Consider the following 14,259-nt stretch of genomic DNA (forward strand, 5'->3'; position numbering starts at 1 on the left):
TGTCCTCGCACACCCGCTGTGCCCTACCACCCGATAAATGCCATGACTGTCAAAACTGCCACCACCGTCAACTGCAACAACGCTTCTGGCTTCAACTGCATTCCGGCTACCTCCAGCGAACCAAACGCCGAAATCAATACTCTTCCCACCATCGATATCCTCGCTTTGGCTGACTTCGCCCTCAAAGAATTGCAAGCCGAAATGAAAACTGCCAGCCGCAGCGCTCAAGCAGTGGCGATGCGGATTGCTAAGGAAGTCGAACGGATTTGCCAAAAGAGCGATCGCATCCAAATTTCCGGCGAAGTTGAAGCTTGGCAAATCACCTTGGCTGAGCACCGGTTGCAAAAAACCCTGCAATACTACCGCCTCGGTTCCAAACAAGGCCGCGTCGAACTGCATTCTCACCTCGCGGCTATGATTTACCGCCATGTTGCTTCTTTCCGATCGAACTTGAACTTCCAAGCTCGCTACAACATGATTGAAGACTTTTTGCAAGGCTTTTACATCGAATCTCTGCGAGCTTTCCGCCGCGAACACCAACTCGATGTCACCTACCAGCCCCGCACGCAGCTAGAATTGGCTGAGTACATGGCTTTTACCGAACACTACGCCAAGCGCCAAATCGGCTTACCCGGCCGCAACCGCCAGCGCCTGATCGTGTTGCGCGCTCAAGGATTTGCCAAGGGCCAGCCTCCCGAAACTGCGATCGACATTGAAATGGCTGTAGAGTCGGGCAAGGGAGAAGATGCGGAAATGTACAGCCGCTCTCCGGCGCTGCAACAAGTGCGCGAGCAAATGGTATCGGAAACTGTCGATCCGGCTGATGCTGTGCTGCGCGATCGAGTAGTCTCGGAATTGATCGCCTATCTGGAATCGCAAAATCAGCCAGAATGCGTGAATTACTTAACTTTAAAATTGCAAGACCTTTCGGCTTCGGAAATTGACCGCGCGCTCGGTTTGTCTTCCCGCCAGCGCGACTACTTGCAACAACGTTTCAAGTACCACGTCGAAAAATTTGCCCGCACTCAAAATTGGAAACTCGTCCACGAATGGCTGGGTGCTGATGTCGATCAAAAGCTGGGAATGACTTCGGACAAATGGGAAGCATTTCGCGCTCAACTTGCGCCCGAAATGCAGCAACTGTTAGAAATGAAGCGGAATCAAGAAAGCGACAAGGCGATCGCCACCGCGCTCAAATGCACTCCCAAACAACTCCAAAAACGCTGGGCGCAACTGTTGGATCTGGCTAGCCAGACTCGCAACAGCAGCCAAGCTTAATTGGTACTCAAATATGAATGCAACTGTTTTCTTGAGACTGGAAAATGCGATCGGGTGCGGCATCTACACTGGACTGCCCGCCCCGGCGTCCGCTCTCAACTCAACAAGGGCTGCTACTAACTAAATTATCGCCGCTTTTTGGCAAATTCAATTTATTAAAACAACATTACTTTTTTTAATATCTTTCGTTCCCTGGTTAGACCGGGGAATTTGTTTTTATTAGTCATTAGTCATTAGTCATTAGTCATTAGTCATTAGTCATTAGTCATTAGTCATTAGTCATTAGTCATTAGTCATGATTTATGGGAAATTGCTTGCTTAAGAGGCGGCATTGCATATATTCATAATGATATTTAAACATAGGGAGTAGCATAATCAAGGCAAACTTTTTCAAATGTGTTGCCCCAAAATATTTCACATAAAAGTCTACTTTAAAAGTAATAAATTATGTGTAAAAGTTTTTTTGTGCGTTAATATAAAGTATCAAAGTCTAATTTATAAGTGTATTTTTTTATAAAAATAATTAGAAACCGATTGTGAAAATTGAGGGCGCGGAAGGTGGATAAAAAGGAAAAAGTCATCTATCCAAAGACAGAAAATAATTAAAATAAATATACTCATCCTACTATTTTGTTTCACTTAATCCTTCATAAGAAGGAAGCATCAATTTTGAGATATATCTAAAATGGGGGCATAACTTGATTTAGATAAAAAGGGAAGCACTCCTATGTTACTTTACAAAATTGAAGATTTTAATCCCAACTACCGCGAAGCTGCTTTTAATGGCGAAGATATCAAAGGTCTGGATATCTATGCTGGAAATACAGATGAGAAGATTGGCTCTATCGATACCGCGCTAGTTGATGAGACAGGGCGTTTCCGATATTTTGTGGTTGACACGGGTTTCTGGATATTTGGCAAGAAAGTATTAGTTCCAGTTGCTCTTTGTCGAGTGGAGGTTGAGGCAGAACGCATCTACGCGACGGGTTTGAAGAGTAAAGACCAAGCAGAAAGACTACCCAGGTATGAGGATGGGATGGTGGTTGATTACGATTATGAAGAACAAGTTCGGGGTGTTTATCGTACTCTAACTGTAGAAGCGTCTGCACCTGTAGAAGCATCATTGCCTTTAGAAACCTCATTGCCTGTACAAGCATCTGCACCAGTTTCTATGCCGCGTTCTGTCTCTAACCAAGCTAGCGCTGCTGGTTATGACCGCAACACCTACACTTACGAACAAGAGCCTCAATTGTATCAGATGAACGAGCGCGAGCATCACAAATTCCGACTCTACGAAGAACGACTGGTTGCAGAAAAAAGCCGTCACAAAACTGGCGAGGTAGCAATTGGCAAGCGAGTTGAAACCGAAACGGCACGAGTTTCAATTCCCACAGAAAAAGAGCGAGTTGTAATTGAGAGTATAACTCCCGAAAACGCAGGTGCGCCAGTAATTCGGGATACTCCATTCAAGCAGGAAAAGGTGATGCGTATGGAAGTTTACGAAGAAACTGCTGATATCAAAAAAGAAGCTTTCGTGCGCGAAGAAGTTAACATCAGGAAAGAAGTTGAAACGGAGATTGTTGAGGCAAGGGAAACACTGCGTCGTGAAGAGTTGGACGTGAAGACGGAAGGGCGTTAGAGGGCCAATGAATTGAACAAGGGTTTTTAGTTGCGCTGTCTTCGACCACATGAGCGTTGCAGCGCAAATACGAACCTAAACTATCACTAATACTGCCAAAAAACAGGAGATTTCTCATGTCTAATTCCTGGCGTTGGCTGGGAATTAAGGGCAGCATTTTTAGCTTTGTCGTTTAGCATCTATGCGACCAGTTTTTTAGTAAAGCCTGAGCCAGTTGCAGCTCAACAAGCTCAGTAGGCATTTCCTGATGTTCCGCCTAATTACTGGGCGCGTCCATTTATTCAATCTTTAGCTGAAAAAGGCATTGTTACAGGAGAAGTTGATAACAGCTTTAGACCTAAACAGGCTATGGAGCGCGACGAATTGGCGGCAATATCCGCCCAGCCTTTGAGCGCGCAAAGATTAGGAACATATCCAATGTAAGTGGCTTTAACGATGTGCCTCAAGGCTATTGGGCAGAACCTCCCATTCAAGAAGCCTACTATAAAGATGCCGATAAAATTCCTAAAGATGCGGTTGATGAAGTGGCCGCAGCGACAAAAGCAAATATCCCGGTCAACTATCGAGATCCCAGAGTTCTTAATCCAACCGAGTTGCTCAGTCGGGGGAGTGCTACGGCGCTAATTCATAATTCATCAAGCTTTGGTTTATCAAGGTCTGCTCGAACCGCTGTCTAATAATCAGGAAGCTACGAAGTATCTTCCTGCTCGTGCTGCTAAAAGGAACAATTGATTTTGGAAGCAGTCTCAATCCTAAAGGCGATCGCATCTACATACTGATTTTCCACCATCAACTTTTTGTCAGCGCTGGCACTACTTTTTCGCCAAACACCTCAATAAACTGCTCTTGTTCTCGGTTAACGTTGTGCAAAATTAGTTCATCAAACCCCAATTCAATATCTTTTTGCAACCACTCAATATGCTGATCTTGGTCTGCCGAGATGCGGACGTGTTGATATAACTCCTCTGGTTGCACAAACTCCCCGGCGGCATCAAATTGATCGGGTGTTATCAGTTCTGTCAGCATTTTGCTTTTGAAGATATTACTACGCCATTGATGATGAGCGCCTTGTAGTGCTTTCTCTGCATTACTGTCATAGGAAAGCTGCACTTTCAAAATCATTGGTTTCCCTTCTCCGCCACCGCGACGAAACGCATCGACGACTTTTTTTAACTTTTCAGGTGGGCGAGAAGTAGTAATTAATCCATCTGCCCAACTGCCCAACCATTCTGCGGTTTCTGGGGTAACTGCGGCGCCGATAATTAATGGGAGAATTTTCGGGCGGGTATAGAGTTTTGCATCTTCTACGCACACTAAACCGCGATGGGTGACGGTTTCTCCTGCCCAAAGGGCGCGGATAATATCGACACATTCTTTGAGGCGCGTGTTGCGATCGCTCTTAGTAGGCCACTTATCCCCAGTAATATGTTCGTTCAACGCTTGACCGCTGCCAACCGTGAGCCAAAAACGATTGGGAAACATTTCGGCCAACGTTGCCGCAGCTTGGGCAATAATAGCCGGATGATACCGCTGTCCGGGAGCGCAAACAACCCGATAGGAAAGTCTCGGCGTTGCTTGCATTGCTGCACCCAACCAAGACCAAGCAAAACCACTTTGTCCTTGCGCTTCACTCCAAGGATGAAAGTGATCGGAAGAAAGGGCATGGGTAAAGCCAGCTTGTTCTGCCATTTGGACATATTTCAGCAGTTCGCTGGGCTTAAACTGTTCGTGGGAAGCATGATAACCAATTTGTGCCATAAGTTTTTAGGAGTTTTGAGTTGAGTAGGGGCGGTGCCAAGAGTGCCTGCCCTGAGTGTTGAGTTAAAATATCCCGACTTAAAAGCAGGTGATTTTATCAGGCTGCCTGGTAAAAGTTTTGAGCTTTGAGTTAGATAAGTTCTTAATTCAAAAAACTTGTTGTACTCAAAACTCTCTGTATAACGGGCAAGCTTACGATCGCAAAATTTTCCGATAGCGAGCTTGAATTACCGAGTAGATGCCATAGGCAATTAAACCCAAAGGTACTAGGCCCAAAATCACTGGACTAAAAGGCTGTTGTCCCAGAATTGCCAACACCTCGCCCAATCCCTTCGTTTGACTGGCATCTGATAGCTTGGCTGCTTGAATTAAGAAAATACCGATTATAACGAAAACAATCCCACGGGCCGCAATTCCGAATCGACCCAACCGTATCGCCCAAGTTTGCTCGGCTTGGCTCATTTCATCTAGCTTGAAATGGCGGCGAAATTTGGCTTTATATGCTTCGTAGAAATAAGAAAATCCTACGCCAATAACAATTGATCCTGCCAATCCTACCAGCCATTGTCCAAACGGTTGCGCTAAAATTTGGGCGGTCAAATCTTCGGTTGTATTGCTCTTACCACCGCCCGAACCCATTATCAGTTTTACAGCCGTTAAAGCCAATCCTGCGTATCCTAAAGCACTTAAGGCGTAGCCAATGCGTTGGGCAATTCGCTTGGCATCCAATTTGTCTCCTTGGTGTTCTGGGTCGAGAATTGTCTGAACGAGACGCCAAAGGGCATAACCAATAATGCCAATCGTTACCAGAAATAGCAGAAATTTACCGAAGGGTTGGTTAACAATTTCTGATAATGCACCGCTAGTATCGGTTGTCCGGCCGCCCATACTAAAGGCTGCTTGTGCTGCTAAAAAACCGACAATAAAGTAAACTAAGCCTTTGGAAGCATATCCCAATCTTGCCAGTCGCTCAAACCACACATGAGAAGCGGCCTGTCCGATTGACTGTTTAATGCTGTCGGTGGGTGAGTTGGGCTGTTTCATATTTTTTGACAATTTAGTTGTTCACGACTGCTGCCATAGGCAATAGTGCATTACTTTCCAGTTAACTGAGTTCTTAAACAGATAATTTATGTTATTATTTATTAACTTAAAGATTAGCTTGTTTAGAAAGTTTTTAAATCTGTCTTGAGCGGGAGTGTCATCGGTTGATTGAGTAAGAAATTTCACATTTATTGGGCTTGACAAATATAGCTTTAGGGGCTATAAGATGGCTTGCCTGATGGAGGAGTCTGCCAGCGGTATAGTAGTAGATTTTTGATGAAAACTTCTTTAACCCAAGTTTGAATAACAATTAGAATTCGCGACGCTAAAAATAATGTCAAAAAAAATCAGAATGCTATCAAGAGCTAAGGTGTAAACGGAAAGCAAAAATACCTGCTTTTCCATAATGATATATCTGACAAATCTGCAATAACTACCCTAACTAGCTTATGGACGTTGCAAGAATGGATGCGCCCCAGTGCGGGAGTTGGGAATCCAGCATCTATCGCTAATACTCCGAGCGATCGCACTTAACTCAAAGCTGTATCATAAATTTTTCCTCAATCATCCTCCATCAGGGGGATATTTTCTTATGGCATCAGACAGATGGCAAGGTTGGGCTAGTTAGATTAAATAGAGATAGAAGCAAGATTTTGAAATGGTGAACAGAGACAATAGACGTTTTGCCTCAGTCGATTTTTAAGACTCTAAATTCCCATTGTCGCAAGAAGTTGATTGTTCAGAACCGGGAGGATTTTAGGAAAATCCAATCAACCACAACGGCAGTTGCTGTGTTGAGTTCAACCTTTTTGTTACCGGAAATTGCCGAATTCGGTTTCCAAACATCCGGCATCCTGTCCTGCCCTTAACTGACTTTTCAGGAAAACTCTAATAGCTAACCACAAGGCGATCGCTTGCGACAGGAAGACAAGCAGAACCTATTTCTTACGTCGTTTGCTTTGACGATCAATTCAGCAATAAGGTGTATATAATGAATCAACTGAATCAACCAGAATCCTTGTCGCAACCCCTGACCCAAAGCGAATTCGTCGCAACTTTTCGCCTGTTCAGTAGATTTAGCTTCTGGATACAGTTATTCTTGGGTGCTGTTTCCGGCATTGTTTTATTATTTGCTATGTTGGGTCGCAACATGAGCGAACAAGCCAATAATGCAGGTATTGGTTTCGGGGTATTTTTAGCAATAATTGGTCTGTTATTGCTGTGCTTTAGAATTTTTTGGGATTTTCGCTATAGGCTTTTAGGCAGACTTTTGCACGCCGAAAATTCCCAGGTATATCCCAGCAAAGAACATATTACTCACACCTTACGGATTGGATTAGTTTCTAGTTTGGTGGGGGTATTAATCGCGTTTGTTGCTTCTGAAGAAACAGTTGCTGTAGTGCTAGCGAAAACTCTTAGTCAGCCCCAAGCGATGGCAGCTTATGCGCCAGAAAATGTGATTCGTTCCCTAGATATTTTTGTGACGATGGCCAACGTCAATTTGATTGGCGCTCACTTTTTTGGAGCTGTTACTTCTCTTGGGTTACTCAATTGGGTAGAAGATTAGTTGGCAGCATTGGCGATCGCTAAAGGCAAACACCACTCCTATGTCGTTAGGATTGACAAGGCCTGACCGATTTAGATTTAACTAAGGTTGGTGGCGAAAGCACTGTCTTGGCGAAAGAGAGCGAAGACAGTGCAGCTACAAGCTAAGCAAGGTGGCTATTGGGATGAACATCTAATCGGAAATTGGTACCGGTTGCTCGTGCTAATGGTAATCAGCCTGAGCAACCGTTTTTTTTTACGTAATTGATTTATTATAGTGGGAGATATTTCATCTACCTTTATATTGATAGATTTCTAATTGGGACAAACAGGACTTAGGCTCATATTGCAAAAGATGAGCTATATTCGTGGCATTCAGCTTCCTAAATGTCCCTGTGACCGGGTTTCTGAACAAAGCGATGTTACACAGTTTCTCTATTAAGAAATAGACTGCAATGAAAGACCTCTGGTATAAAAACGCAATTGTCTACTCCCTCGATGTTGAAACCTTCATGGACTCCGACGGCGATGGTGTCGGCGACTTTCAGGGACTTATCAACCGCCTAGACTATTTATCAGGACTAGGAATTACTTGTTTGTGGTTGCTGCCGTTTTATCCTTCCCCTAACCGCGACAATGGTTACGACGTGATGGATTACTACAACATTGACCCGCGACTGGGAACCCTGGGAGATTTTGTCGAGTTCATGCACCAAGCCAGGGAACGAGGAATTCGCGTGCTGATCGATCTGGTAGTAAATCATACGTCCAATCAGCATCCGTGGTTTGTTGCAGCCAAAAGCGATAAAAACTCCAAGTATCGGAATTACTATGTGTGGTCAGAAAATCCACCCAAAACCGATCCAGAACAACTGATATTTCCCGATGTCGAGGACAGTATTTGGGAGTACGATGAACAAGCAAAAGCTTACTATTTGCATCACTTCTATAAAGAACAGCCAGATTTGAATATTGCCAATCCGGCGGTACGAGAAGAAATATGCAAAATTATGGGTTTCTGGCTAGAACTGGGCGTGTCTGGATTTCGCATTGATGCTGTTCCCTTTTTAATTAAGGGGATTGGCATCGAAGGTGCAGACCCCGAAAGCCTGCGAGGTTTCTTGGAAGAAATGAGAGAGTTTGTGTCATCGCGTCAGGGTCATGCTGTGTTGCTGGCAGAAGCAAATGTCGATCGCGATCAAATTCCTGTCTACTTTGCTAAGGGCGACAGAATGCACATCCTGTTCAACTTTTTGCTGAACCAGCATCTGTTTTTGGCCCTGGCGCGTCAAGAATCCACAGCATTGCGCGAGGGACTAAAAACCTTACCGGATATTCCTCCTATTTGTCAGTGGCTTAATTTTGTGCGCCACCATGATGAACTGACGTTAGACCGCATTTCTTCATCGGAACGAGAGGAAATTTTTGCAGCGTTTGCCCCTGAGAAAACTATGCAAATTTTCGGGCGGGGGATTCGTCGTCGCTTACCACCGATGATGGGAGGATCTCGCCGCCGGATTGAACTGGTGTACAGTTTGCTTTTCACCCTGCCTGGTACACCCATGCTGCGCTATGGCGAAGAAATTGGCATGGGCGATGACCTTTCGCTGGAAGGTCGAGACAGCGTGCGGACGGTGATGCAATGGTCAGATGCCGCGAATGGTGGCTTCTCGACGGCTGCAACTGAGGCCCTTGCCAGACCTGCGATCGCCAACGGAGAATACGGTTACAAACAAGTCAATGTCGCCGCAGCGCAGCGCGATCCTGGCTCATTAATTAACTGGATGGATCGTGCAATCCGCATCCGCAAGCAATGTCCTGAGTTGGGTATGGGCAAGTGGCACATTCTGGAAACCGACTCTCCCTCGGTTTTAGCCCACTGCTGCGACTGGGAAGGCAGGAGGGTGATTGCTGTGCACAATCTAGCCGACAAGCCTTGTACCGCTACGCTCAAATCTAACGAATACAGCCATCTGTTCGATTTATTTGGCGATCGTCTCTATGAATCTCTCGATGCGGACTCGGCCTCTATTCCCTTAGAAGCCTACGGCTATCGCTGGTTTCGATTGAAATACTCACCGACATGAAGGTGCGGTGATTCTTGACGCTTCACAGGGTTCTGCTAACCGTTGCTAGTCTAACAATCCCTCTGCGCCCGTTTATAGTCGGGGCGATTCCCCATCCCGACTTTCTCTATGTTTCTAGAAGCATTTTTATCTCTATCTTGCTCAGTATAGACCTTCGCTAGTCTCTCTACTTTGCGGTAGCAATCCCTAACTTAGCTCCCTTAATTCGGCGTAATCGATCCATAACTTCCACCACATTTCCGTGATTGACGCTTTTATCCGCATTCAGCACAATTAATGAGCTCGGATTTGACCCCATTACCTGTCGCACTGTACTCTCAATCTGCTCTAAGTTGACTAACTTTTTATCAACCATTAATTTTCCCTGAGCATCAATGGTGACGGTAATTTTAGCAGGCGAGTCCTGAACTTGAGAAGTTGCTGCTTTCGGTAAATTTACGGGCAGACCCTCGGATTTGGATAAAGACAAAGAGGAAACAATGAAAAACGTCAATATGGCGAAGGTTACATCAATCAGTGGCACGATGTTGATCTGGGCAATACTCTCAGGTTCATCGGGTAGGCGCATAATTAGATTCTCTTGGTAGTTTTTCGTAGTGGTGACGGTACAATAGCTCTAGCTGGCCTCCGGCTTCCTGCATAAAAGCAATCTGCTGTAAGTAAAACCCGCGAAACATATTGGCAAATAAGAGTGTAAAGATTGCCACCACTAACCCCATTGCCGTAGAAACGAGGGCTTCGCTAATCCCCCCGGTAACGCCTGCGGCATTGGTGCCTGCAGCATCTCCCAGTTTGAGGGAGTCAAAGGTGGTAATTAAGCCCAAAACTGTTCCGAGCAACCCAAATAGCGGGGAGAGGGTGATAATGGTGTCAAATATTGTATTGAATCGCTTCAAAACGGGGATTTCTGCCTGAGCTGCACTCTCTAACACCAAACAAAATTCTTCGATGTTGGGCGAGTCTAATTCTAATGCTTCCAAAAAAATTCGGGCTAAGGGCAAATCCGCGTTTACTTGTAACTTTTTGATGGCGGAATCCGGGTTTTGGCTGTAAAGTTTTAGCACTTCCCGAACGACCCGCCGCTGTCGCCGATTCACTTTAAACCAAAAGACAAGACGCTCTAAAATCAGTGCGACTGCTGCGATTGACGAGGCAAGCAGCGGCCAAGAAACAATGCCCCCAGCGCGAAAAATGTAAATGAAATTATCCATTAGTTTGTATTCTCGTTAGCTGTGTTGAGTGATCGCAAGCTGCCTAATGGTGCAATTAGCCCGATCGAAAGCTGGTAGAATTTCTGCGTCAAGTCGGCACAAGTGATTCAGACTGCGAATTTTTTCACTCAAGCGCGATCGCAAGCGCGATCGCGATCGCACAAACGCATTACCTGTATGTGACTATCTTCGTCTTTACCCAAAATGCTTCTACTGTGATCTCGACCGATTTTTCTCCCAGTGCTTGCTTGCTAAAGATTTGCGTTAGGACTTGACAATAATCTTCAATAATTTAAAAGATTCTCAACTAGGTTTCCACAAATATCAGTGTTTGTCAAGCCATCATCCACACTTTTAAATAATATTTAATTATTAAAAATAAGCAAATTAATCATTTTGACTTATGTAAGATGTTCTCTGAAAAGCTTGAGAATGTTGAAATTTGTTGGTAGATTACGGGGTAGAGTATTGCAGTTAAGGCATTTTGGAACCTTGCCCTGCCAGAATCAGAAGATTGACAGCGCCCATAAGAGCAAGGTAGGCGCACCCAAAGGAAATGCTGATTGGTAGCGTCTACTCGCTACATCAAAATAAAATAATGAAAATTAATTGCAAGAGTCTTGAACAGGGTGACAGTCTTCTTATAGGATGGGTAGGTTCATCATTGATAGCAAGCTCAACCGACACTTGGTAGCTTGTTTCGGGTTATGTGGGGGAGCCAGCGAGGACGTTGCCAACCCATCCATCAAGGAGATTGATAAGGCATGAGTTTTTCAAATATTTCGGCGACGCAAAGAGAACAACAAGAAGAAGCTCTCAAAAAAGTTCTGGCGCTCAGTCTGTTAGGCTCAGCCTTCCTGCACGGTGTCGCGCTGCCGTTGAGCCTCAACTTGGTCAAACCTGCTGAATTTGCAGAGGAGCCCATTGAAGTTGTTATGCTTGAGGAGCCTAAAGTAGAGGAAACCGAGCCAGAGCCGACTATTCCAGAAAAGGTATCTCCCCCGCCTGACACTTTCAAACCAGAACCGCCACCAGAGCCAGCTCCCGCAGAGGAGTCACCGGTAGCTGCAACGCCCCCGCCGATTCCAGAGGAGCCACCCGTAGCGGTAACGCCACCGCCGATTCCAGAGGAGCCACCCGTAGCGGTAACGCCACCGCCGATTCCAGAGGAGCCACCCGTAGCGGCAACGCCACCGCCGATTCCAGAGGAGCCACCCGTAGCGGCAACGCCGCCGCCGATGCCAGAGGAGCCACCCGTAGCGGCAACGCCGCCGCCAGAGATTAAGAAAGAGCCGCCCTTAGCGGAAACTCCGCCACCAACTCCTCTGGAGCCTTCCCCCCCACCTCAACAGGATTTTAATTCCCCAGAAACTCCTAAAACCCCGATCGCCAATGAACCCGAAACCCCTTCGCCCGATCCTCCAAAAAGCGAACCACCCGTTACCGCCTCCCGCCCCAATGGTGCTGGGAGTGACCGAGACATTACAAAAGATGCTGGAAATCCCAACTCCTCAGACAGCCCTGAAAACCAGCCGCCTGCTTCGGCGGGTAGCGGGGAACCTTCCTCAGAGCCATTAAATCCTTCTTCCGGGCCCATACAGCGATCGCCCGCGGCTGCCTCACCAGTCACAGCTACTAGGCCAGGAGGCGGTAGTAACTCTGGAAATGCGATCGGGGATCTCACAAACCCTTCCTCCTCTGGTAGCCCCGGAGGAAGTGCGCCGAACTCACCATCCGGTGCCAGCAAAAATGGCGACATACCTTCTGATGAGCCATTTGCGGCTGGTTCGGGGCGATCGCCCCGAAGGCCTGCGGCTGGCTCGCCAGTCACGGCCACCAGGCCAGGAGGCGGCGGCAATTCTGGAAATGGGATCGGAGATGTAGGAAACCTCCCCTCCTCTGGTAGCCCGGTCGGAAGTGCGTCGAACTCATCACCCGGTGGAGGTGGAAATGCTGGCGGAGGTTCGTCAGGGCCATTTGGCAGCGGTTCCGGGCCAGTGCCAAAACCGACAAATCCGGGAAGAGGGGGGAGTCCTTCGGGCTCTTCCGGCCGGCTTCCCGACACTTGCATTAGCTGCGGTAGACCTGAATATCCGAGCGCAGCCAGAGAAGAAGGGCGGCAAGGCGAAGTGGAAGTCGTGTTTGACATTGACCCCAACGGTAAGCCATTCAACATCAAGATTTCGACTCCTAGCAAATACAACGACTTGAATCGCGCAGTGATTAAAGCAGTAGAAAAATGGAAACTTGCCTCATCAGAGAGTGGCATTAAAGGAGAAAGAGCATCCATTACCTTCCAGCTCGATAAGTAGGGATTTTTTTGAAACTCTAGCAATTTGGCTGGGAATTCTATAGAACCGTCCAAGGAATAGCAAAGTTAAAAGTTGAATTTTTTGTGAATTATGAATGTGGGAATGTCGTCAGCAATATTAAGTAAACTTCAGCGAGTTGGACTCGCTCTATTACTGGGTTCCAACTTGGGAATGGCTGTGTTGTTTGCCAACCCTGACAGCGCAATGGCAGGAGTAATTACTTTACCCGATGGCGGACGTTGCGAGGGAGAATTGAGTGAGGGAAAACTCAGCGGCCCCGGCATCTGTCAATATGCCAACGGCGATCGCTACGAAGGCCAATTTCTTAACGGCAAACCTCACGGTAAAGGCATCTATACCTTTAAAGAAGAAGGTAAATACCAAGGAGAATTTGCTTTGGGTGAATTCAACGGTCAAGGTGTCCGCGAATTTGCTAACGGCAACCGCTACGAAGGTACTTTTAAAAACGGTGAGTTCGACGGTACAGGCACTTTTACCTCAACTAACGGCATTCGTTACGAAGGCTCTTTTACGAGTGGTTCTCCCAGCGGCCGTGGGGCTTTTACGTTCAGTAATGGCACTCGATGCGAAGGAGATATTAAAGAAGGAAAAGTTAACGGCAAAGGCGTCTGTCAATATGCTAATAAGAACCGCTACGAAGGAGAGTTGCTGAATAACTTACCTCACGGGCAGGGAATTTATACCTTTGCTGAAGGAGGTCGTTATGAGGGGCAATTTAGTGAAGGGCAGTTTCACGGTAAAGGGGTTCGCGAATATCCGAACGGCAACCGCTATGAAGGAGAGTTTGTGAAGGGCAACCTTCAAGGTCAGGGGTTGTTTACTTTTAAAGAAGGGGGACGTTATCAAGGGCCGTTTGACAATGGAGAATTTAGTGGTGAAGGTGTCCGTGAGTTCGCCAATGGAAATAGCTATAAAGGCACTTTTGTCAAGGGTAAGATGAGCGGGAAAGGAGTTTACGTTTTTAAGAATGGCGATCGCTGCGAAGGCGAATTTAGCGAGGGTCAGTTCAACGGCAAAGGTACCTGCATTTACGCAAATGGCGATCGCTATCAAGGTGAATTCCTCAACGGCCAGAAACACGGGCAAGGTTCTTATCTATATGCAGATGGGACGAAAGTAGAGGGAACTTGGCAACAGGGGCAGCTTAAAAAATAAGCTTATAACTCACATCTTGCACCATTGTCAAGAACGGGCAAGATGCCCGTTCCACAAGAAAATTTATCTTTTGTGGAACAGGCCGGAAAGCCTGTTCATAAAAGGCTAATTGAGAAGGGTGCAATATCTCAGTTATATCGTTTCCGGTTGCATCGGAATGATTTAACCGCAGAGGGCGCAGAGAACGCAGAGGGAGAGAATACAGAGAT

The 14,259-nt window shown here is 46.4% G+C and carries 11 protein-coding genes and 1 pseudogene; 8 read left to right on the top strand and 4 right to left on the bottom strand.

The genetic code is table 11. From position 1 onward, the window contains the following. The first annotated feature begins 42 nt into the window (after nucleotides 1-42). The 4 genes and pseudogenes from QUB04_RS28380 (at nucleotide 43) to QUB04_RS28390 (ending at nucleotide 3,594) form a co-directional block, all read left to right on the top strand. The gene (locus tag QUB04_RS28380; RefSeq protein WP_333289654.1) at nucleotides 43-1,278 is read left to right on the top strand and encodes a HetZ-related protein; all 1,236 of its coding nucleotides are present in this window, start codon (nucleotides 43-45) and stop codon (nucleotides 1,276-1,278) included. 727 nt (nucleotides 1,279-2,005) lie between these two features. Further along, a complete protein-coding gene (locus QUB04_RS28385) occupies nucleotides 2,006-2,917 on the top strand; it encodes a DUF2382 domain-containing protein (RefSeq protein ID WP_333289656.1) in 912 nt (303 codons plus the stop codon). A gap of 252 nt (nucleotides 2,918-3,169) precedes the next feature. Next, nucleotides 3,170-3,340, top strand: a pseudogene (locus tag QUB04_RS32655) (S-layer homology domain-containing protein); the annotation flags it as partial. Between the two features lie 14 nt (nucleotides 3,341-3,354). Next, nucleotides 3,355-3,594, top strand: a complete 240-nt coding sequence (locus tag QUB04_RS28390) for a hypothetical protein (RefSeq protein WP_333289658.1) — start codon at nucleotides 3,355-3,357, stop codon at nucleotides 3,592-3,594. Between the two features lie 112 nt (nucleotides 3,595-3,706). On the opposite strand, the gene QUB04_RS28395 is transcribed toward QUB04_RS28390, so the two are convergent. Next, nucleotides 3,707-4,675 carry a TIGR03885 family FMN-dependent LLM class oxidoreductase gene (locus QUB04_RS28395; RefSeq protein WP_333289660.1) on the bottom strand — a complete coding sequence of 323 codons (969 nt, stop codon included), beginning with the start codon at nucleotides 4,673-4,675 and terminating at the stop codon, nucleotides 3,707-3,709. Nucleotides 4,676-4,867: 192 nt separating this feature from the next. Beyond that, on the bottom strand, nucleotides 4,868-5,719 hold the full coding sequence (locus QUB04_RS28400; RefSeq protein WP_333289661.1) for a DUF1206 domain-containing protein: 852 nt from the start codon (nucleotides 5,717-5,719) through the stop codon (nucleotides 4,868-4,870). Between the two features lie 991 nt (nucleotides 5,720-6,710). Between QUB04_RS28400 and QUB04_RS28405 the strand changes: the two genes are divergently transcribed. Continuing rightward, nucleotides 6,711-7,286: a DUF3611 family protein gene (locus QUB04_RS28405; RefSeq protein WP_333289664.1), complete on the top strand. Its 576-nt coding sequence runs from the start codon at nucleotides 6,711-6,713 to the stop codon at nucleotides 7,284-7,286. Between the two features lie 433 nt (nucleotides 7,287-7,719). After that, nucleotides 7,720-9,351: an alpha-amylase family protein gene (locus tag QUB04_RS28410; protein WP_333289665.1), complete on the top strand. Its 1,632-nt coding sequence runs from the start codon at nucleotides 7,720-7,722 to the stop codon at nucleotides 9,349-9,351. A gap of 166 nt (nucleotides 9,352-9,517) precedes the next feature. Here QUB04_RS28410 and QUB04_RS28415 read toward each other — a convergent pair whose 3' ends face one another. Together QUB04_RS28415 and QUB04_RS28420 are read right to left on the bottom strand one after the other, a co-directional pair. Next, the gene (locus tag QUB04_RS28415) at nucleotides 9,518-9,919 is read right to left on the bottom strand and encodes a biopolymer transporter ExbD (RefSeq protein ID WP_333289668.1); all 402 of its coding nucleotides are present in this window, start codon (nucleotides 9,917-9,919) and stop codon (nucleotides 9,518-9,520) included. After that, a complete protein-coding gene (locus tag QUB04_RS28420) occupies nucleotides 9,903-10,562 on the bottom strand; it encodes a MotA/TolQ/ExbB proton channel family protein (protein ID WP_333289670.1) in 660 nt (219 codons plus the stop codon). The genes QUB04_RS28415 and QUB04_RS28420 overlap by 17 nt, the downstream gene beginning before the upstream one ends. 764 nt (nucleotides 10,563-11,326) lie before the next feature. Here QUB04_RS28420 and QUB04_RS28425 point away from each other — a divergent pair. Continuing rightward, nucleotides 11,327-12,874 carry a TonB family protein gene (locus QUB04_RS28425; protein WP_333289672.1) on the top strand — a complete coding sequence of 516 codons (1,548 nt, stop codon included), beginning with the start codon at nucleotides 11,327-11,329 and terminating at the stop codon, nucleotides 12,872-12,874. A 102-nt stretch (nucleotides 12,875-12,976) separates the two neighbouring features. Continuing rightward, entirely contained in the window at nucleotides 12,977-14,050 is a 1,074-nt protein-coding gene (locus QUB04_RS28430; protein ID WP_333289674.1) for a hypothetical protein, read from the top strand. Nucleotides 14,051-14,259: the final 209 nt, after the last annotated feature.

Origin of the sequence: Microcoleus sp. D2_18a_B4 (assembly GCF_036702475.1) — a bacterium.
Classification (GTDB): Bacteria; Cyanobacteriota; Cyanobacteriia; order Cyanobacteriales; family Microcoleaceae; genus Microcoleus.

Coding starts and splice junctions, on each gene's coding strand:
- QUB04_RS28380 (WP_333289654.1), top strand. CDS start 43: ATGACTGTCAAAACTGCCACCACCGTCAACTGCAACAACGCTTCTGGC.
- QUB04_RS28385 (WP_333289656.1), top strand. CDS start 2,006: ATGTTACTTTACAAAATTGAAGATTTTAATCCCAACTACCGCGAAGCT.
- QUB04_RS28395 (WP_333289660.1), bottom strand. CDS start 4,675: ATGGCACAAATTGGTTATCATGCTTCCCACGAACAGTTTAAGCCCAGC.
- QUB04_RS28400 (WP_333289661.1), bottom strand. CDS start 5,719: ATGAAACAGCCCAACTCACCCACCGACAGCATTAAACAGTCAATCGGA.
- QUB04_RS28405 (WP_333289664.1), top strand. CDS start 6,711: ATGAATCAACTGAATCAACCAGAATCCTTGTCGCAACCCCTGACCCAA.
- QUB04_RS28410 (WP_333289665.1), top strand. CDS start 7,720: ATGAAAGACCTCTGGTATAAAAACGCAATTGTCTACTCCCTCGATGTT.
- QUB04_RS28415 (WP_333289668.1), bottom strand. CDS start 9,919: ATGCGCCTACCCGATGAACCTGAGAGTATTGCCCAGATCAACATCGTG.
- QUB04_RS28420 (WP_333289670.1), bottom strand. CDS start 10,562: ATGGATAATTTCATTTACATTTTTCGCGCTGGGGGCATTGTTTCTTGG.
- QUB04_RS28425 (WP_333289672.1), top strand. CDS start 11,327: ATGAGTTTTTCAAATATTTCGGCGACGCAAAGAGAACAACAAGAAGAA.
- QUB04_RS28430 (WP_333289674.1), top strand. CDS start 12,977: ATGTCGTCAGCAATATTAAGTAAACTTCAGCGAGTTGGACTCGCTCTA.